Origin of the sequence: Shewanella sp. SM87, assembly GCF_025653705.1 — a bacterium.
GTDB lineage: Bacteria > Pseudomonadota > Gammaproteobacteria > Enterobacterales > Shewanellaceae > Shewanella > Shewanella oncorhynchi.
Window position 1 is genome coordinate 54,258 of sequence record NZ_JAKKSC010000024.1, and the last position, 20,085, is coordinate 74,342.

The 20,085-nt window shown below is 44.3% G+C and carries 16 protein-coding genes, 1 other RNA gene and 1 pseudogene; 11 read left to right on the plus strand and 7 right to left on the minus strand.

What is annotated here, in order from left to right; genetic code table 11:
• The first annotated feature begins 90 nt into the window (after positions 1-90).
• The 8 genes from pspA to ffs all read left to right on the plus strand — a co-directional run bounded on the left by pspA (position 91) and on the right by ffs (position 6,664).
• The gene (gene pspA / locus L5M11_RS17390; RefSeq protein ID WP_263144432.1) at positions 91-774 is read left to right on the plus strand and encodes a phage shock protein PspA; all 684 of its coding nucleotides are present in this window, start codon (positions 91-93) and stop codon (positions 772-774) included.
• 17 nt (positions 775-791) lie between these two features.
• Positions 792-1,031, plus strand: coding sequence for an envelope stress response membrane protein PspB (gene pspB, locus L5M11_RS17395; RefSeq protein WP_006081138.1), 240 nt, complete (start codon positions 792-794; stop codon positions 1,029-1,031).
• The gene (gene pspC / locus L5M11_RS17400; RefSeq protein WP_028760457.1) at positions 1,018-1,404 is read left to right on the plus strand and encodes an envelope stress response membrane protein PspC; all 387 of its coding nucleotides are present in this window, start codon (positions 1,018-1,020) and stop codon (positions 1,402-1,404) included. Before pspB ends, pspC begins: the two co-directional genes overlap by 14 nt.
• Positions 1,405-1,517: 113 nt before the next feature.
• On the plus strand, positions 1,518-2,978 hold the full coding sequence (locus L5M11_RS17405; RefSeq protein ID WP_263192844.1) for a YcjX family protein: 1,461 nt from the start codon (positions 1,518-1,520) through the stop codon (positions 2,976-2,978).
• Positions 2,975-4,183, plus strand: a complete 1,209-nt coding sequence (locus L5M11_RS17410; RefSeq protein WP_263192845.1) for a YcjF family protein — start codon at positions 2,975-2,977, stop codon at positions 4,181-4,183. The genes L5M11_RS17405 and L5M11_RS17410 overlap by 4 nt, the downstream gene beginning before the upstream one ends.
• A 341-nt stretch (positions 4,184-4,524) precedes the next feature.
• Complete coding sequence (gene megL / locus L5M11_RS17415; RefSeq protein WP_263192846.1) at positions 4,525-5,718, plus strand: methionine gamma-lyase; 1,194 nt, start codon at positions 4,525-4,527, stop codon at positions 5,716-5,718.
• A 226-nt stretch (positions 5,719-5,944) separates the two neighbouring features.
• Positions 5,945-6,307 carry a ComEA family DNA-binding protein gene (locus tag L5M11_RS17420; RefSeq protein ID WP_028760453.1) on the plus strand — a complete coding sequence of 121 codons (363 nt, stop codon included), beginning with the start codon at positions 5,945-5,947 and terminating at the stop codon, positions 6,305-6,307.
• Between the two features lie 259 nt (positions 6,308-6,566).
• Positions 6,567-6,664: signal recognition particle sRNA small type (gene ffs / locus L5M11_RS17425), an RNA gene on the plus strand.
• A 218-nt stretch (positions 6,665-6,882) separates the two neighbouring features.
• On the opposite strand, the gene L5M11_RS17430 is transcribed toward ffs, so the two are convergent.
• Genes L5M11_RS17430 through dinG form a run of 6 tightly spaced genes read right to left on the minus strand, consistent with a single transcriptional unit; the run spans position 6,883 to position 12,358 of the window.
• Positions 6,883-7,173 carry a late competence development ComFB family protein gene (locus L5M11_RS17430; RefSeq protein WP_028760452.1) on the minus strand — a complete coding sequence of 97 codons (291 nt, stop codon included), beginning with the start codon at positions 7,171-7,173 and terminating at the stop codon, positions 6,883-6,885.
• Positions 7,174-7,206: 33 nt separating this feature from the next.
• Positions 7,207-8,115, minus strand: a complete 909-nt coding sequence (locus L5M11_RS17435) for a histone deacetylase (protein ID WP_173245603.1) — start codon at positions 8,113-8,115, stop codon at positions 7,207-7,209.
• A 29-nt stretch (positions 8,116-8,144) separates the two neighbouring features.
• Positions 8,145-8,834 (minus strand): DUF2057 domain-containing protein, encoded by a 690-nt coding sequence (locus L5M11_RS17440; protein ID WP_028760450.1) that lies wholly within the window; start codon positions 8,832-8,834, stop codon positions 8,145-8,147.
• A gap of 9 nt (positions 8,835-8,843) precedes the next feature.
• Positions 8,844-9,512, minus strand: coding sequence for a primosomal replication protein (locus L5M11_RS17445; RefSeq protein WP_206765984.1), 669 nt, complete (start codon positions 9,510-9,512; stop codon positions 8,844-8,846).
• Positions 9,503-10,276 (minus strand): sulfite exporter TauE/SafE family protein, encoded by a 774-nt coding sequence (locus L5M11_RS17450; protein ID WP_028760448.1) that lies wholly within the window; start codon positions 10,274-10,276, stop codon positions 9,503-9,505. The genes L5M11_RS17445 and L5M11_RS17450 overlap by 10 nt, the downstream gene beginning before the upstream one ends.
• A gap of 9 nt (positions 10,277-10,285) precedes the next feature.
• Positions 10,286-12,358 carry an ATP-dependent DNA helicase DinG gene (gene dinG, locus L5M11_RS17455; protein ID WP_263181113.1) on the minus strand — a complete coding sequence of 691 codons (2,073 nt, stop codon included), beginning with the start codon at positions 12,356-12,358 and terminating at the stop codon, positions 10,286-10,288.
• Positions 12,359-12,495: 137 nt separating this feature from the next.
• On the opposite strand from dinG, the gene L5M11_RS17460 reads away from it, so the two are divergent.
• The 3 genes from L5M11_RS17460 to L5M11_RS17470 all read left to right on the plus strand — a co-directional run bounded on the left by L5M11_RS17460 (position 12,496) and on the right by L5M11_RS17470 (position 19,706).
• Positions 12,496-14,943: a DNA polymerase II gene (locus L5M11_RS17460; protein WP_263192847.1), complete on the plus strand. Its 2,448-nt coding sequence runs from the start codon at positions 12,496-12,498 to the stop codon at positions 14,941-14,943.
• A 222-nt stretch (positions 14,944-15,165) separates the two neighbouring features.
• Positions 15,166-16,377, plus strand: a complete 1,212-nt coding sequence (locus L5M11_RS17465) for a porin (protein ID WP_028760445.1) — start codon at positions 15,166-15,168, stop codon at positions 16,375-16,377.
• A 446-nt stretch (positions 16,378-16,823) separates the two neighbouring features.
• Positions 16,824-19,706 (plus strand): TonB-dependent receptor domain-containing protein, encoded by a 2,883-nt coding sequence (locus L5M11_RS17470; RefSeq protein WP_263186455.1) that lies wholly within the window; start codon positions 16,824-16,826, stop codon positions 19,704-19,706.
• Between the two features lie 46 nt (positions 19,707-19,752).
• Here the strand turns inward: L5M11_RS17470 and L5M11_RS17475 are convergent.
• Positions 19,753-20,085: pseudogene (locus L5M11_RS17475) on the minus strand (integrase core domain-containing protein); the annotation flags it as partial.

Genomic DNA, 20,085 nt, shown 5'->3' on the forward strand with positions numbered 1-20,085 from the left:
TTTAACTTGCTGTATTTAAATGAGAAGTTAAAGTTGGCACGGTTAGTGTATTACCTTGTACGAGACCAACATCAATTTGAGGATAGGATTATGGGAATTTTCTCTCGTTTCGCCGATATCATTAACTCTAATATCAGCGCATTGCTGGATAAAGCCGAAGACCCAGAAAAAATGGTTCGACTGATTATCCAAGAAATGGAAGACACACTCGTTGAAGTGCGTTCTACCTCAGCTAAAGTGTTAGCTGAAAAGAAAGAGCTGCAACGTCGTATCAACCGCGTGTTAGAGCAAGTGCAAGATTGGCAAGATAAGGCTGAACTGGCACTGTCCAAAGACCGTGAAGACTTAGCGAAAGCCGCTTTAGTTGAAAAACAAAAAGCGACCGGTTTAGCTGATACGCTGAATCAAGAGTTAGCCGTCATCGATGAACATATCGCACGCTTGAAAGATGAAGTGGGCATGTTGCAAGAAAAGCTGCTCGATGCAAAAGCGCGTCAAAAGACCATTATTTTGCGCACTCAAACCGCGTCATCACGCTTAGAAGTGAAAAAGCAGCTAGATTCAAGCAAGATCGACAATGCTATGCTCAAGTTTGAGCAATATGAGCGCCGTGTCGAAGGCTTAGAAGCCCAAGTTGAATCTTACGATCTTGGCTGCAAGAAGACCTTAGCCGATGAGTTTGCGGCGCTAGAAGCGGAAGATTCTGTGAATGCAGAACTGGCAGCGCTCAAAGCCAAGGTAAAAGGTAAAGCGCCAATTAAGTCAAAAGAATAACAATTCAGAGGTGAGTTATGGATATGGACGTGCTAATGGCGCCGATTATTATTTTCATGGTGATAGTCGCGCCAATATGGTTAGTTCTTCATTATCGCAGTAAGCGACAAGTGAGCCAGGGACTCACTGAGGAAGAGTTTTCACAACTCAATGATTTGATATCCAAGGCCGATAAAATGGCGGCGCGTATCGAGACCTTAGAGGCCATTCTGGATACAGAATCGCCCGAATGGAGGGGGAAACATGAGAGGATCTAATGGCCGTACTTTGTACCGCATTCCCCAGTCAGGCAAAATAGCGGGTGTATGTGCAGGGATTGCCGAGTACTTTGCGATTGAAACTTGGTTAGTGCGAGTGCTGACTGTGTCTATCTTCTTACTCGGCGGCTCAGGTGTGGTATTTATCATCTATGTCGCTTTGTGGGTGATTTTAGACATCAAGCCGCAAAAGCATTACGATAGAGACGATATCGAGGTGAAGAAGAAGCCGTGGCAGTCGGGAGAACCCGCAAAGCAAGCGCTAAGCGACGTGAGTCGTCAATTTCGAAGTCTAGAAGTTAGGCTACAAAATTTAGAACGCCATGTCACCTCTGACAACTTTGATTTAAAAAGACAAATCAATAGTTTGTAACCCTTCTAAAGGGCGGCCATGTCCGCCCTTGTTGCTTAATCTCTGCTCCATTCCAGTGTATAGTCAACATCACTTGACATAAGTTAACATCATTCGACATAAGGGAAGTCTCTATGGGAATGCTTGATGCCTCGCTCCATAAATTAACCCAAAAGGGCCAATCCCTGTTACATCGCACCGCGGACCGGCATTTACGTTTGGCCGTGACGGGGCTTTCTGGTGCGGGAAAAACGGCGTTTATCACGGGGTTAGTCAATCAGTTACTCAATTCTGGACCTGTCTCAACCTTACCCCACGCCCGCAACAACAGCGCTTTGCCACTGTGGCAGGTGAGCCGCGATCAGCGTTTGCTCGGTGTTAAGCGTGCCATGCAGCCGGATCTTGAGATCGCTAGTTTTGATTATCAAGGCGCCATGTTAGCGCTCACTTCCGAACCCGCGACCTGGCCTGCCTCCACTCGTACTATTTCTGAGTTACGACTGGCGATTAAATACCAACCTAAGAAGGGCTTACTGGCCAAGTTTTCTGATACCGCCACCTTGTATTTAGACATAGTCGATTATCCTGGCGAATGGTTACTCGATTTACCTATGTTGCGCCAAGACTTTGTAACCTGGTGTCGCGCTCAACAAGTTCGCATCGAGAATCTTAAAAGCTCGCCTTTGTATGCTGAGTTTGAACAATCTTTGATTTTATTGGATTTAGCCGCCAGCGCCGATGAGCAGCAATTAAAGCAGATTGCCGATCAATATCAGCTATTACTCAATGATTTAGTGCACGTGCAAGGTTATTACCAAGCGCAACCTGGGCGCATGTTATTGCCGGGTGAATGGCAGGGGGCTCCCTTATTGGCTTTTTTCCCCCTGTTATTGGTTAATGATGAAAAGTTTGCTGCGCTTTCGCAAAGCGATAAACACAGTGGATTCCATGTACTTGAAAAACGTTATCAAGAATATGTGGCTAAAGTGGTTAAGCCTTTCTATAAAAACCACTTTGCCGGTTTTGATCGGCAGTTAGTACTTGTTGACTGTTTTAGTGCGTTGAATCGCGGTAAAAAGCAATTTGAGGATATGGGCGCGGCGCTCAATGCCATTATGGAAAGCTTTCAGTTTGGCCAATCGAGTTATTTACGGCGTTTATTTTCCCCCCGCATCGACCGTTTGTTGTTTGCCGCGAGCAAGGTTGACCATGTGACCCGCGATCAGCAGAGCCATGTTTTGTCCCTGCTGACCGATATGTTGAAACACAGCCAGCATTTTGCCAGTTTCGATGGTTGTAAAGTGGAGACTATGGCGATTAGCGCCATCAAGGCGACTCGCCATGGCATGGTGACAACTCAGGACGGTGAGGTCGAAGTCGTGCAGGGGATGGGACTCAACGGTAAAGCCCTGACCTTGTTTCCAGGCGAAGTGCCCACTCGCTTACCTGAAGCGCATTTTTGGCGTGACCAAGGGTTTAACTTTGTCGGCTTTGCACCGCCGAGCAATGCCAATGTTGACCCATCTCAAGTGCATTTTGACCATATTCGTCTTGATCATTTGCTGCAGTACTTACTGGGAGATAAGTTGGAATGACGTTAAAGCTATCGGATAACGCTAATGAGCAGGCCTCTAATTCCTCTGTATACTCATTTGAGCATAAGGCGCTGAAAAAGCAGCAACTGTTTGACCCACAAATAGTGGAGCTCAAACCTAGCAAAGAGGAGCTCAAAGGGGCGAAAGCCTTTGATCCCCATACGCCAGTGCAAGAAGTGGCTGCTGATATTGAGGAATTGATGGATGAAACGTTGTCATCCCATCCAAAAATGATCGATGCTAAATCGGTATCGCCTCAACTTGTAAAATCACGCCGTTGGTCTTGGCTCGCTCGTCTAGCTGCTGTGAGTTTATTGCTGCTTGTAGTCGTTCAAACAGGATTAGGACTGAGGGATGCTTGGCTTGAGAGCCCTTGGTTGTTTAGTTTTTATGGTGTGGTGCTTGGGGTGGTCAGTGCGTGGGCATTGGCGGGCGCAGTCAGTGAATACCGTAAGCTCAAGCGACTCAAACAGGTCGCCGATACTCAAGAAACAGGTGCAAGGCTAGCGCAGAGCATGCAAATGGGTGAAGCAGACAGCTTTATCGATAATATCGTTTGCCACTATGAAGACAGCCAAGGTTTGCAGCAACTTCGCCGTTCATTAAAAGATGAACATAATGATGCCGAGAAAGTCTTGTTATTCGAGGACTTAGTTCTAACGGAGCGAGATGAACTGGCCAAAAAAGTCGTGCGACGCTATGCGGCTGAGTCGGCAGTGTTACTGGCGGCGAGTCCGTTAGCTGTGCTCGATATGGCGATTATCCTCTGGCGTAATCAACGTATGCTGCGCGATGTCGCCCGCTGTTATGGCATTGAACTTGGTTACTGGAGCCGAATTAAACTTATCCGCAGCATTATTATTAATATCATCTACGCGGGCACCACTGAGTTAGTTACCGATTTAGGAACACAGCTGTTATCGGTTGAAATGACAGGTAAATTGTCTGCTCGCTTGGCCCAAGGCTTAGGGGGCGGCATGTTAACAGCGCGCCTTGGATATCAAGCCATGGCGCTGTGTCGGCCGATTGTGTTTAGGGAAGAGCAAAGGCCTAAATTGTCTAAAGTGCATCAGGAATTGTTGATCGAACTTAAGCAGTTTTCAGGCAAGCTGTTTACCAAGGAAGGCCGCGACGCATTAAAAGGCCAGTTCGCCGATGTTGATGATAGGGTATCGCGGTCATCTAAAGATAAGTCTAAAGAGTAGATGCTATTGAATATCATATGATTAAACGATTCAAATAGCCGAAAGTAGATGCGCTAATGGACTTGTTCCTTAGCGCATTTTTTATGATTCTTGCAGATAAAGAGAATGACTAAGTGCGACGTAAAAGTGCTATGTAACAAGTTAATTACACTTTTGATCGCTGCTATTTTCGTCATGCTACTGGCTTAAGTGCTTGGCCGCGTTATGGTAGGGCTTATTCGATAGGGCTAATGTTTCATTAACTTATCTATTAGATTATCCATAATGCGGGTATTGAGCGCTCCACACCAACAATCAATCAAGAACGGGAACTGCTCAATGCCAATGACAAGGAGCTAGGTATGCAAGATGAGTCAGGCAAGATGTGGAAGGCGGCGACACAGGTTATTCATGGCGGCCATGAGCGAGAGGCCTTTGGTGCCTTAGTCACGCCGCTTTACCAAAGTGCGACTTTTGTGTTTGAGTCTGCAGAGCAAGGTGGTGAGCGATTTGCGGGTAATGAGCCGGGGTATATTTACACGCGCTTAGGGAATCCGACAACCGCTGAGCTTGAACGTAAAATGGCGATTTTAGAAGGGGCTGAGGCCGCAGCAGCAACTGCTTCTGGTATGGGCGCAGTATCCGCCGCATTGCTGGCTAATTTGCAGATGGGCGATCACTTAGTGGCGTCGAATGCCGTATACGGTTGTACTTATGCGCTAATGACGACTCAGTTTGCTCGCTTTGGTATTGAAGTATCCCTAGTGGACTTTTCATCGGAAGCAGAAATAGAAGCGGCGATTCAATCCAATACTAAGGTCATTTTCTGTGAAACCCCAGTCAACCCCCATTTACAGGTGTTTGATTTAGCGGCAATTGCGACTATTGCTAAACGTCACCAGTTGGTCAGTATTGTCGATAATACCTTTATGACTCCATTACTGCAGCGGCCGCTGGATTTTGGTATTGATTTGGTGATCCACAGTGCGACTAAATATCTGAATGGTCATGGTGATGTGATTGCGGGGATAGTGTGTGGCAGTGAAGAGCAGCTCCATAAAGTGAAGTATGAAATTTTAAAGGATATTGGCGCTGTGATATCGCCACATGATGCTTGGCTGATCTTACGCGGTCTTAAAACCTTAGATGTGCGTTTGCAGCGCCATTGCGATAGTGCCCAGCGCGTGGCAGAGTTTTTGGCGGAACATCCAAGCATTACACGTGTGTATTACCCCGGGCTTAAATCTCATCAAGGGCATAAATTCATTGGCCAGCAGATGAAACGTGCTGGTGGTGTTATCGCGTTTGAACTGGCGGCAAATTTAGAAGAAGCCATGGCCTTTGTCGGATATCTAAAGTTGTTCTCAATTGCGGTGAGTCTAGGTGATGCTGAATCCCTGATTCAACATCCTGCATCGATGACGCATTCACCTTATACGCCAGAGGCAAGGGCTGCCGCTGGGATTGGTGATAATTTGCTGCGGATCTCTATTGGTTTAGAAGATTGTGACGACATCATCGCCGACTTGAACCAAGCGCTAGCTCGATTAGCTTAATGAATGTTGTTATTTTAAAGACCGTTAGCTATTTGAATGATAAAAGGATGCTTTTTGCATCTTTTTATCATAGTCAAGCACTAGCTCATTGAGCCGAAGACAGAAGTTTAGCGATAGTGAATATTTATGACGCCGATTTGGTATTTCGGGACAGCTTAGACTATTTTTGATTTGAGGCCACGGAAGTAGGACGAAAGGCCGCAAATCATGGAATAGAGGAATTGTTATGAAAACCACAAATCGTATACCTGCTTTTATGAGTGCCATAGCATTAACGGCTTTTTTGGCAAGCCCAGCAATTGCAACAGAAACCCCAACCAAGGTCGCCGTGAAAGTACAGGCTAAAACTGAAGCGGGTGAAATGGCATCTGATGCGAAAAAATCTATGCCAGATGCCGCTCAAGTTAACATCAATACCGCTTCAGCCGAGCAGTTACTCGTACTCAAAGGGATCGGTGCCGCAAAGGCTCAAGCGATTGTCGACTATCGCACTAAAAATGGTAAGTTCAATGCTATAGATGACTTAGCGAATGTCTCTGGTGTTGGGGCTAAGATAATTGAGCAAAATCGCCATTTGATCAAGTTGTAACCACCTTTGGCGATGATTGCGCTGTAGCCTGCTGATTTTTATGATAAGAGATTCAGTAAAACATATATAAAAGTCTGCATTTGCAGGCTTTTATCATTTCAATCACTCCATTTGCTTATAGATTGTGCAGTTAGGTGGGATATTAAGAGATCTTATCGATTAGCGCTTGATCCCATAGGGTCCATGGGGGATAATCCTTCGCGTTCAAGCAATGCTTTGGTTTATGTCATTCAAAGTAATGTTCGAAGTTATGGTGACCCTAGGGTCCCCCCGCAATGATAACTTGTGAACTCGGCCAGGCCCGGAAGGGAGCAACCGCAGCAAGCGACTCGTGTGCCGGGGTGTCGGCTCTAGGGGAACCTCCAATTCAGCAGTTCCTCTGCTTATTTCCGTTGTACTTCTCTATATCTACTCAATTTATGTTATTCAATATTTTAGCTTGCAGACTATTTCCGTTTTCTGCTGTTAATCATTTATAGCGTTAATATTTTTGCACAATGAGATAATCCATTGCCTGCCTCTTTTCTTGCCACGACAACGGCTAAAAATGCTCTCAACAGTAACCTTTAACGAAATTAACGATTGGCTTCGGCTTCTTCCTGTAATCTTTTTTGCAGATTTTGTTTAAGAAAAGCGCGGGACTTTTCTAGTGCGGTTTGGATCTCACGCTTTAATTCCTGCAGCTCGTTATAGTCTTCAAAGAAGTAAGTATCGACGAGGTGGCGTATGTAGCGCACTGGCAGTTGATTTAAGGTCACGCAACATAAGTCGGCGAGATAGTCCTCAGGAAGTTCGTCCATAAGTCCTTCATCTGACAATATTTCCATTAAAAGAACTTCGTAGTAATTACGGATTTCGAGTTGCATTGTTATGCTCCATGACGGTTTTCATTGAGTTTGCTACCACAAATGATTTGCCGCAATAAAAAGTTGGCTGTGTCTTTGGCTTAATTGTAGTGCGTCTCTGCTGTAGCCGCCGCCTATCACGGCTGCAATTGGAATATTTTCCGATTTTGCCATTGATAACACAGTTAAATCCCGTCTGAACAGTCCTTCTTGGCTGATATTGAGCAAGCCAAGATCGTCATTTTGATGAATATCGGCCCCAGCATCATAAAGAATCAGATCTGGTTGATGGATTCGGATAAGGAGGGCGAGTGTCTGCTCCACAGTTTCAAGATACGCACTATCGTCCGCTCCTTTAGTTAGTTCAATATCATGGTGGGAATGCTGCTTACGACTCGGGAAATTCTCTTTGCAGTGAATCGAGCAACTGATGATCCCTTGATGTTGGTGGCTGAGGGTTGCACTGCCGTCACCTTGATGCACATCGCAATCAAAAATCAGTACCTTGTGTACTTGCTGGCTCGCGATGGCATTTCTGGCCGCGAGGATAAGGTCGTTGAAAATACAATAGCCGCTGCCAAAATCGTAATGGGCGTGATGGTAGCCACCCGTGAGATGCAGGGCAATACCCTGATTTATGGCTAATGAAGCTGTGAGTGTGGTGCCAGCCACAGAATGCAAGGTACGCTCAACTAAGGCTTCACTCCATGGGAAACCAATCCGTCTAAGCGCCGCTGTTGGCAAGGTACCCGCGATAAATTGCTCTACATATTCGCGTTGATGCACTTGCATTACATCTTCTGCAGTCATGGCCGTTGGCGTGTGGAACTGTGCAGTCGTGGCAATGTGGTTATCGAGTAAGTACTGCCGTAAATGTGCGTATTTAGTGGTGGGAAATCTGTGATGGGGAGGAAGCGCCAGCTTGGAATAGCTGGCGTGATAAACCAGTGGGATCAGAGTCAATATTGACTAAACCTCGTTATCGCAAGTTGTTATAGCTGTGAAATTGCCCAGCTCATAAATTCTTTACGGGTTTTTTCATCCGCTTGTAGCCACCAGTATTGCAACATTTGTTGTGGGTTGGCTCCTGCTGCTTTAGAGGTGTCTACGGGGGCGGTGAGTGATGTTGCGTTAACGGTCGCCGATGTTGTCACGGGTGCTGGTGCAACGGCTACTACTGCTCCAGCGGCACCGGTTGCTGCTGCGGCAGTACCGGATACGTCAACGGCTTGATTACCACTGAAAAGGCGAGAGACGAAGCTTTCTTCTTCTAAATTGGTATTCACCACTTGGTAATTGACGCTGCCTTTGTCACTACGGGTTAATTTGACTTGTGGGTTTTGCGCGTAAACTTTAGGCTTTTTAACGACTTCACCTTCGGCCGCTTGCAGGTAATATTGATGGTCGCCATCAACATCTAAAGTAACGATGAAAGGTGCTGACTTAACAAAGGTTTGGCTGTCACTAAAATCATCCTCTACCATTTCATGATAACGAATGGCGATTTTGTGAGTGCCGGGGGCCAATTCTAAGCTGCTTTTATGGTTGAATACGCTCGACTCGACTTTTTTACCATCAAGAGCAAGGTACTCAAATGACATAGGAATGTTCAGATCTGCAGCGAAGGCTGAGGCAGATCCGAGTAATACTAGCAGGCTGCTAATTGGCAAAAGTGATTTCATTGTTACTCCTTAACGGTTATTACTCTGATACGGGCGTTCGAATATTTGAATGCGATCTTCTATATAACTAATAGCTTGCCTGCATTTTCCTAGACGACGATGCATCAAAAGGATGTCATTTTGCAATTTTATTTTGTCAGCACTATGACAGTTTTCAAGTTTTGATTCCATTTCTTCAATTTTTTGTTCAAATTTTTTCGCCCAATTCAGATGTTTGTTCAATTCTTCGTAGATCTCATGACTATTTTGCATCACGTTATTGGCGATCCAATCGAAACCACTGGCTTGGTGAGACTGATTCTGGCGTTGTGCAAAACGGGCACGGCTACTGGCACGCTGCTGAGTTTTAGACTTAATGTCGATAGAAGTGGTCAGCAAGGCTCGTTTGACTGCGGTAAATCTATCTTGGATCCGCTCACAGCTCAGGGCAATGGTCTGGGGGGCGAGTTTAAGCTTAATTTGTTTTTCGAGCTGCATAATACTGCTACGAATTTGTTCAATACAGGGGCCGAGTTGGGCGCCGTGTTGGACAAACAGCGAGTGATTAAAACGCTCCGTTTCTTGCAGAAGTTTACGCTGCGGCGGGGCGAGTCGATTATCGTGTTGCAGCACTTCTTGTTCTAAGGCTTTAAGCTGATTCTTCAGCATCACCATTAATTGTTGGGTGTTCACAACCATGCGCTCCATGCCAAATTCGCTGCAATCATTAGCACGATCAAAATAAACAGTGGACGGATAAAGGGCATGCCAAATTTAATCGCACAGCGGGCGCCGATAAATGAGCCTAACATCATGCACAATCCCATCCACAAACCTATTTGCCACTCTACCTGCCCAAGCCAGCCAAAGATAGTCAATGCGGTCAAGTTGCTGGTGAAGGTCATCGCACGGGCGAGGCCGCAACTGTGCAGTAAAGGCAGTTTATACAAAGAGCCGGATGTGACAGTCCAAAATGCGCCAATGCCTGGGCCAGCAAAACCGTCATAAGTGCCTAAAGCCAGTCCCTGTAGCCATTGTTGCTTGGCTGGCGGCTTGCTGGTTGGTGCTTGGCAGTTAACGTCTGACATCGCATTGGGGCTGACTAAACTGTAAATGGCGATGCCAATGATCAGCAGCGGCAGGACTTTTTCGAGCCATTGGGTATCGACTAAATAGACTAAAAAACTGCCCAATACCGCGCCGATAAAGGTGGCGATAAAAGCCATGTACCAAAACGAGGGTTTAAAGAGGTGCTTGCGATAATAGGTCCAAGCCGCCATAAAAGAGCCAAAGCTTGCGGCTAACTTATTGGTGCCTAATACGGTATGCGGCGCAATGCCTAAGGTTAACAGTGCGGGGATCGACAATAGGCCACCGCCACCCACGACGGCATCAATGAATCCAGCGATAAGACCTATGACTGCCAACAGGGCCCAATGACTGGGCTCGAGTAACAACTCCAAATTTTAATCCTACTCTATAACACGTCTAAAGGGCGGTAAGGCATCCAGTAAGGACTTGCCATAGCGTTTAGTGACTAACCGCCTATCTAAAATAGTCACTCGGCCATAATCTTGCTCTTTACGCAGTAATCTACCACAACTTTGAATAAGCTTACGTGAAGCATCTGGGATTGTCAGTTGTAAGAAGGGATTACCGCCTTTGACTTTGACATATTCTGCGTGCGCTTGCTCAACGGGCGAGGTTGGCACGGCAAAGGGCAGTTTAGTGACGATCAAGTTAGTCAGATAATCGCCGGGCAAGTCGAGACCTTCAGAGAAACTGCCGGTGCCGAACAAGATACTTGGTTCGCCCTTATCGCATTTAGCTTTATGATTTTCTAACAATTGTTGCCGTGGCGCATTGCCTTGGATAAGTAGCTCAGTGGTGAGTTTACCTTCAAGTAATTCAACCACTTTTTCCATCTGCCAGTAGGAGGCGAATAGCACTAAGGTTGCCATTTCGCCTTCAATAAGGGTGATGATTTGTTCGGCAAGTTCAGCCGTATAGGCATCATCCGTCGGCTCAGTGCGCATTTTGGGTAAATAAAGTGTCGCATTATTGGGGTAATCGAAGGGCGATTGTAAGGCTAAATAACGACTGCCATCGTTGAGTGACAAACCTACTTGATGCACGAAATGGTCGAAGTTATTGAGTGCGCGCAGTGTGGCACTACATAAAACCACGCCCGCGGCCTTTTGCCACAGCATGGATTCCAGCATAAAGCCGACTTCGATAGGTGAAGCGCTAAACAGATAATCCACTTGTTTACCTGTGATGAGTTCGACCCAGCGCGCCATAGGTGCACCTTTATGCTTATCTTCCTTGGCCATCATCCTCCACAATTTCTGCAGGTTTTCGAGCCTTTGCAGCATAAATCCGGTTTCGGCCAATAGTGCTTCGGATTGATGTTTAGGAATATCGCCATCTTTAATCGCCTCGGCCAGCAGTGACAGCATTTTATTAAACTGTTTGAGGGCAAGATTAGAGGTCACAGCAAGGTTTTCAGCCAGAATGAGTAATGAGTCCGGCAGTTTACCGTGCTCAAAACGCAGACGGTTTTCAGGATTAGCAAAGTGTTTGGTCTGGGTATCGCAGTAGTGGGCCACTTGATTGAGCTGGCTGATAAGATCGCCTAAATGATCTTGCATCGCCTGCGCGGGGGCAATGATATTGTTGTTCTTTATTTGGTTTTGTAACTTGGCGCAGGTTTTACCAATTTTTTCGAGCCAGTCGCATGCGCCCCTCAGCGTGGCCTGTGCACTGGAGAAATCCCGCGCCACAATCGGTAAGTGATGTGCCTCATCGATAACATAAAACACGTCTTCGGGATCGGGCAAAATCACGCCGCCACCTAGCTCTAAATCGGCGAATAACAAGCTGTGGTTGGCGATGAGTACATCCCAGGTATCGACATCTTCGCGGGCTTTATGGAACGGGCAATTTCTGTGGCTGGCGACTTGGCGATGACAGCTGTGTTTGTCGCAGGCGATTTGTTGCCACAGGTGATCGGGCAGCGGCACGGCTAAGGTGTCGATTTCGCCGTTCCAGCGACCTTCGTTATAGTCTTTTAACAGGCCATGCATCATAGCCACTTGGCTATTGTCTGGTTTAGTTTGCCACATGGCCATTTGTGTACTGTTGTCGTCACCGATGAGCATCGCCAGTTTCGATAGACACACATAACGTTGTCGACCTTTAACTAAGCCAAAGCGGAAATTTAAGCCGGATTGCTCAAGGAAGAAGGGCAAGTCTTTATGCAGTAATTGCTCCTGCAAAGCGACGGTTGCGGTAGCGATGCAGACCTTTTTCTTGCTCGCTAATGCCAGTGGAATGGTACCGAGGATATAAGACAATGATTTACCGATCCCAGTGCCTGCTTCGACCACAATTATGCGCCTATCTTTATCATAGTCGCCGGCGAGGGTCTTAGAGATTTCCGCCACCATATAGTTTTGTTCGCGGCGCGGCCTAAAATTAGGCAAGGCGGTAGCAATATCCTTATAGATGGCGCGGATCTGGGTTTTTACATTGTCAGGTAACATGCGTCACTACTTTATCGAATTAATGCTGTACATAATAACAGTGATTGCATAGCCTAAGAAACTTTTCTGCCATTTGGCGGCATTTAAATTGAGGAACCATCTAAATTGACTAGCTACGCGATTTGGGAACCCATGCGATGAAGTCAGAGGCTACCGCGGCCGTTAGTGTACAAGGTCGAGTCTTAACACGCCATGCGATTCATCGTCATGGGAGTTTAGTGTTGCAGTATTATCTGGCTACCGCCCAAGGCCCTGTGCTGGTGGAAGTGCAAGGCACTGAACACATTTGTTTTTGTCATCAAACTGATGTCACGGCTTTGCAGTTGCAAACGCCGGGTCAAGCATTGCGGTTTGTACCGTTAGCGCTCAAAAGCTTTAAAGGCGGCGCGGTCAGTGGTGTTTATGCCAAATCGAGCAATAGCTTACGTACCTTACAACGCATCGCTAAAGATGCCGACATACCCTTATTTGAAGCCGACATTCGCCCTGAACAGCGTTATTTAATCGAGCGGTTTGTGGCGCTGGATGTGGCATTTTTAGGGCATTTCTCTGCGACGAGTAACATACACGCGCCGACTAGCGACAGTCTTGAGGCTAACTCGCTGCCCGTGTTTATCGCCGAGCGGGCTAAGAGTATTGCCCCTTTAACGGCTGTACATTTGCGCTGTATTTCACTGGATTTTGAATGTAGTTTTGAAGGTTTACTCTATTCAGTTGCACTATATGGTCAATACAGTGGCCGAGACGAAGAGCAAGACAGTCTCAAGCAGACTTATGAAAAAGTGATTATGGTGGGTGAGGCTGAATCAAACTCTCCCGAATATATTGAATGGGTGGCCGATGAGGCTGCACTCATTCATCGATTAATCGCGTGGTTCCATGAGTTTGATCCTGACTTTGTCATAGGTTGGTCAGTGGTGAGTTTTGACCTCGCACTCTTGTCACGCCGTGCATTATTACACCGTATTCCACTCACCATTGGCCGCGGAGGGGCAAAGCTTGAGTGGAAAGTCGATAATAAATTTCGGCCAGAAACCTTAGTTTTACCGGGCCGTGTGGTACTCGATGGTATCGATTGGCTCAAAGCCGCTTTCTATCATTTTGAGCGGTTCTCGTTGGAATTTGTATCACGGAAATTATTGGGTGAAGGCAAGGCCATTCATAACGTGGATAATCGCGTTGAAGAAATTGATCAGCTGTTTAAGACCGATAAACAAGCATTAGCACATTACAATCTTACTGACAGCCGTCTGGTGTGGGATATTTTTAGTCATACTCAATTATGGGAGTTCGCCCTCGCGCGAGCTGAACTAACAGGTTTAGAACTGGGACGGGTTGGGGCTTCGGTGGCGGCATTTAATCATTTGTATTTACCGCATCTACATCGAGCCGGTTACGTCGCACCCGATGCTCCTGCGAGTGATGGGATCGAAAGCCCCGGTGGCTATGTGATGGATTCTGCGCCGGGACTTTATAAGCATATTTTAGTGTTCGATTTTAAAAGTCTATATCCCTCCATTATTCGTACCTTTTTGATTGACCCTAAGGGATTAATTGAAGGTTTGCAATTGCCAGAGTCTGACTGTGTTGCGGGGTTTCTCGGTGGACGTTTCAGTCGGCAACAGCCCATTTTACCTAAGCTTATCCAAACATTATCTGAGCAGCGCGAAAAGGCCAAGCGTGAGCACAATGCGCCTTTATCCCAAGCGATAAAAATTATCATGAACTCGTTGTATGGGGTTTTAGGTTCTCAAGGTTGTGTTTTCCACGATGCAAAGTTAGCAAGTTCGATCACTATGCGTGGCCATCAAATCATGAAACAAACCCGCACATGGATAGAAGAGATGGGCTATCAAGTGATTTACGGCGATACGGATTCGACCTTTGTCTGGCTTGGCAGTGAGCCTGATCTCTCAGACATTAACGCCTTAGGTAACACTCTGGCGCGGGAAATTAATGCTAAGTGGCAGGCTAAGATCGGTGAAGATCATCAAGTTGAGAGTTTTCTCGAGTTACAGTTTGAACGCCACTATGAGCAGTTTTTTATGCCGACCTTAAGAGGGTCGTTAGAAGGCAGTAAAAAACGTTATGTTGGCGCGTGGCGTAATGCGAGCGATGAACTTGAGCTTACTTTTAAAGGTATGGAGCAAGTGCGCAGTGATTGGAGCCCTTTAGCGCGCAAAGTTCAAGAGTCACTCTATGAACGGATGTTTAACCAAAGGGATATCAGTGTTTATTTGGCCAGTGTGTTTGAAAAGCTGCTTGATGGTGAGTTGGATGATGATTTGGTATTTCGCAAACGTATGCGACGCAATATTGAAGATTACACGGCTAAATCTTCTCCCCATGTTAAAGTCGCTCAACAATTATGCGACTTAACAGGAGATGCCTCTTTTGGCAAGCGTGGGGCGCAGATTGATTATCTGATTACTGTAAATGGACCGGAATCCTTACTGTACAGAACGTCACCAATTGATTACCAATACTACATTGATAAGCAAATTGGCCCTATTGCCGAGCCTGTTTTTTCGATAATGAAACTAAACTACATGGATATTGCGTCAAAGCAGTTACTGCTAATATAGTGTTTTTAATGTTCTTTATGTGTTGCGCAAGGTGGCGAATGTAGCGTTTTAACCTGTTTTGTAGAGGTTAACTGGTTTGTTTTTGTGATGTTAATCGACATATTCTTTAGGTTTAGCTTTGAGGGAATATTGAAAGTTTGCTACCCTTTAAGAGGAAATTGTAAGGAAATATAACAACGGAATGACGTTGACAGAACATAAACAAAAAAGGTTAAGCACCAAATGAACAAGACGTTAGTAGCAACTGCGCTTGCAGCAATTTTTTTAGTTCCATCAGTCTCAGCTATCGAGATCTATAAAGATAATAAAAATGCCGTAGAAATCGGTGGTTTTATTGATGCACGCGTGATCAACACTCAAGGGGAAACAGAGGTTGTTAACGGCGCATCTCGCATTAATTTTGGTTTTAATCGTGAGTTGACTGACGGTTGGAAAGCATTTGCTAAATTGGAATGGGGTGTGAATCCTGTTGGTAGTAGCGACATTGTCTATAACAATCGCTTCGAATCTGTTCAAGAAGAGTTCTTTTATAACCGTTTAGGTTACGCTGGTCTGTCCCATGACACTTATGGAACACTGACTATTGGTAAGCAGTGGGGCGCTTGGTACGATGTCGTTTACAACACTAACTACGGTTTTGTGTGGGACGGTAACACTGCAGGTGTTTACACTTATAATAAAGATGATGGCGCGGTAAACGGTGTTGGTCGTGGTGATAAAACAGTTCAATATCGCAATGCATTTGGCGATGTAAGCTTTGCAGTTCAAGCACAGTTGAAAAACAGCAGCTTCTATACCTGTGATACAACGGATGATATTTCACAAGCTCAGTGTCAAGCGAACTGGGAAAGCGGTGATAAAGCGGCTCAACAAGTAGAATACAATTATACTTATGGTGGCGCGCTGACTTATAAAGCCACTGATATGCTGACCTTAACTGCGGGTGTTAACCGCGGTGAGTTTGATGTGAGTTTTGGTAACGGCGAACAAACCACAGCGGTTGATCTTATCTACGGTGCGGGTATCACTTGGGGTAACTTCGATAGCAATGGCTTATACGCTGCTGCAAACGTTAACAGACAAGAAAATCATGACACAGACAATATTGGTCGTTTGATTAAAGACGCCTATGGTATTGAAAGTTTAGTTTCATACAAGTTTGACAATGGGTTACGTCCATTCATTTCTTACAACGTGCTTGATGCCGGTAAAGACTACGTCATTCAACCTAACTTTAATGCCGATCCTAACGATGAGTTCAAACGTCAGTTTGTCGTGGTTGGTTTGCATTTTGTATGGGACCCAAACACAGTGCTTTACGTAGAAGCACGTAAAGATTACAGCGATTTTACCAGTGCAGATAAAGAACAAGAAGCTAGAATGGCGCTTTCTGAATCTGACGGTGTTGCAATTGGTATCCGTTACACACTTTAAGTTCTGCCTTGTCTATTACAATAGTTTAATTTTTTAGAATTGTGCTAGTTATAAGTGTTGCTTCAAAGCCCAAAGTGTAAAACTTTGGGCTTTTTCATTTAAAAAGGTTATTAAACTCAATAAGGTCGTGTTAAACGCTTTAATTTTTAGCATTTTCTCTCCTTACAACCAAGCTCACGTTAATTATGACGTAAGTTGTGCTTCTCCATCCCCTAAAATCACTCGCTGTATAAATAATCATCACCCACTCATCCTTATGTATCTTTGTTGGGGTAATAATGTGTTGTTTGTTTGTTATTTGTTGATTTAGTGTTTCATATGTGATTTTATTGATATTGAAATTGACGTGTTAGCAACTAAGGTTGCGATAGAGCAATTTACGCCATCTATACATAAATGTAGGTGCAGAATATAAGAAAAACATGATTTATCAAGGGAGATAGACAATGCATAAGAAAAATTTATTATCTAATTCAGTTCGTTACGCTCTGGTTGGTGGCTTGGCAGCAGCGACGTTAGCTGTGCCATTTGTATATGCAGCTGATGAAAGCGCTGATAAAGTTGAACGAATAGAGGTTACTGGCTCTCGTTTAAAACGAACTGATATGGAAAATGCGACACCAGTAACGACAATTACTTCCGAGCAATTAACCAGCTTAGGTATTCAGGATGTTGGTGAGTTTTTGCAATCTAGTTCTGTTATGTCTGGTTCTCCTGTTGCTACTACTACAAATAACGGAGGGGATGGTAGCGCTTTTGTTGAGTTGAGAGGTTTAGGATCATCACGTACCTTATTGTTAGTAAATGGACGTCGTCCAGTTTCTAATGATATGCAGAATATTCCTGCGTCTATGATTGAGCGTGTTGAAATTTTAAAAGATGGAGCTTCGGCAACTTATGGTGCTGATGCTGTTGCGGGTGTAGTCAACATTATTACTAAACGTAATTTCGATGGACTTGAGTTTACTGCTCAAACAAAGCAAAACTTTGATGTTGATGCTGGTGAGCAAACAAGTTTCAGTTTAATTGCTGGGAAAAAGTTTGATACTGGGCACTTAGTTTTTAACGTTGACTATGTCAAACAGAAAGAAATTTATCAGGGTGATGTAACTGATGTTGATTTTTTTCAGCATCCATGGAACGTTGAGGATCCTGATAGTTTCCAAGCTAATGGTTTGATTCCTCCAGGACAAGATGGTGCAAACGCCTTCGATGCTGGTAGTTCTATTATTCCATGCGGTAATTTCTTTTTATTCGGAAAACCTGGTTCATACACTAATGGAGCATGTCGTGATAATGGTGATCAGGCTTCTAATGATTTAGCGACACTAGACGATATGAGACGCTATGATGGTGCTAAAGATACATATAACTTTAATCCTGTTAACTACCTTCAAACGCCATATGAAAAATTAAACTTTTACATTGATGGAAGTTTCGAACTTAATGATGATGTGACTCTTTATTCTGAAACTCGTATAAATAAACGTGAATCAAGACAAGAATTAGCTGCAGTTCCATATAATACGGGTACAGATCCTGGTTATACTGTAATTGATCCTGTAACAGGCTTTGCTTACAAGGGTATATCAAAAGACAACTACTATAATCCTTTTGGTGAGGATGTAAAACAAGCTCGTCGCCGTATGGTTGAAGGTGGTCGCTCATTTGAACAAGATATTTTACGTGCGCAACAAGTTATTGGTGCTGATATTACATTGAATGATGTGTGGTCATTAGATGTCAACTATAATTACGGCTATTCGCAACGAACTGATAATGATTTTGGTCAGTTATATGGTCCTAACTTAGCAAAAGCTTTAGGACCATCATTTAAAGATGCTAATGGCAATATTGTATGTGGAACCACTGGTAATGTTATAGATGGCTGCGTTCCATTAAATTTATTTGGTGGTGCAGGTAGTATTACTTCTGACATGCTAAATTATATTACTGCTCCATTAGTTGACTCTTCTAATTATAAATTAGAAACCTTTACTGCATTTTTAGGTGGAGAGTTATTTGATTTACCTGCAGGAGCTGTTAGCGCTGGTTTTGGTTATGAGTATCGAAGTGAAAAAGCTGAAGCAAACGTAGATTCTGGAAAATTTATGGGTGAAGTTTCAGGTAATAAGTCTAAAGGTACAAATGGTGCATTTTATGTTAATTCATTATTTGCTGAATTCCGTATACCTATTGTAGAAGGATTGCCAGGAATAGAGCGCCTAGAGATTCCTGTTGGAGTTCGTTATGATAATTTTGATACCTTTGGCAGTTCAACAACATATCAAACTGGTCTTGAGTGGACTATATTTGATGGCCTGTTAGCCCGCTCCACATATGGAACAGTATTTAGAGCGCCAGATATTGGCGAGTTATATGATCCAGCAAATGATTCATTTGCATCTGCTACTGATCCTTGTCGTATATCTAACTGGACTGATTTAAGTGCAGAGTCTCAGGCTAGATGTGTTGCAGATGGAGTACCATCTGGTGGAGTTGATAATGATCAGTCGCAACAGTTGGCTAAGGTCGGTGGTAATCCTGATTTGAAGCCTGAGGAAGGCGATACTTTAACTGTAGGAGTTGCTTATTCTCCTGACTTTATTGAAGGATTAGGTTTAACTTTAGATTACTGGGCTGTTGATATAGATAACGTTATCACCTCTATTGACCCTTCAGATTCTATTGATGGTTGTTATTTAGGCAATTTAGAAGAAATGTGTAATAGCGTAAATCGTGGACCTGATGGTAATCTTTCATATGTTGATGGACGAAATATTAACTTAGCACGAATGACTGCAAAAGGGGTTGATTTTGAAGCTGATTATGGTTTTGAAACATCTATAGGTGATTTTAAACTTAATTTTGTTTGGACTCATTTCTTAGAACGTGGCGAAAATTCATTTGTAGCGACTGAACAGACTGATGGCAGTTTTGCTTATGAGTATGCTTTTGGTGATGTTGCTGGTACATTTGTAAACGATACTTCTTATGCTGAAGATAAGTGGAATTTCAGTGCTAATTATAAATGGGAAGACTTAAGTGTAACTTATCGTACTAATTATATTTCAAGCATGACATATGACACATTAACTTACGTTGATGTTGTTGGGAAAGGATATGAGTTTGAGGTTCCGAGTGTTATGTATCACGATGTTACAGCTAGTTACGTTTTACCAACTAACACTACATTGTCCGTAGGTGTAACTAACATTACTAACGAAAAACCTCCATATATTGAAACGGCTTTCAATGGTAATACTGATGAAAGTACATATCGATTATTTGGTCGTAGTTGGTTCTTAAGTGTCAACCAAAAGTTTTAAGAGTTAGCACTGTCTAGTCCTGAAATAAGTTGACACTTATTTCCACCTAAAACGCCTGATGAACCTCATCGGGCGTTTTGTATTTTAAGGCCAAATGGGGCCGTCGTTGATTATAGATGGCGACCGCTTCTCCACCATCTGTCGTGCCTCCTGCAGCGTTGCTGGCTTATGTGTTAAAAACTCCTGCTTCAATATGCCATTTACTCGCTCTGCTAACGCATTTTGATAGCAGTCATATCCGTCTGTCATTGAGCATGTCACACCATGATGAGTGTGAACCGCTTGATAAGCGTTTGAGCAGTATTGTATTCCTCGGTCTGAGTGGTGTATCAGCGGTTTACCTTTGTCTTGCCGCTGCCTCAGTGCCTGTTTGTACGCT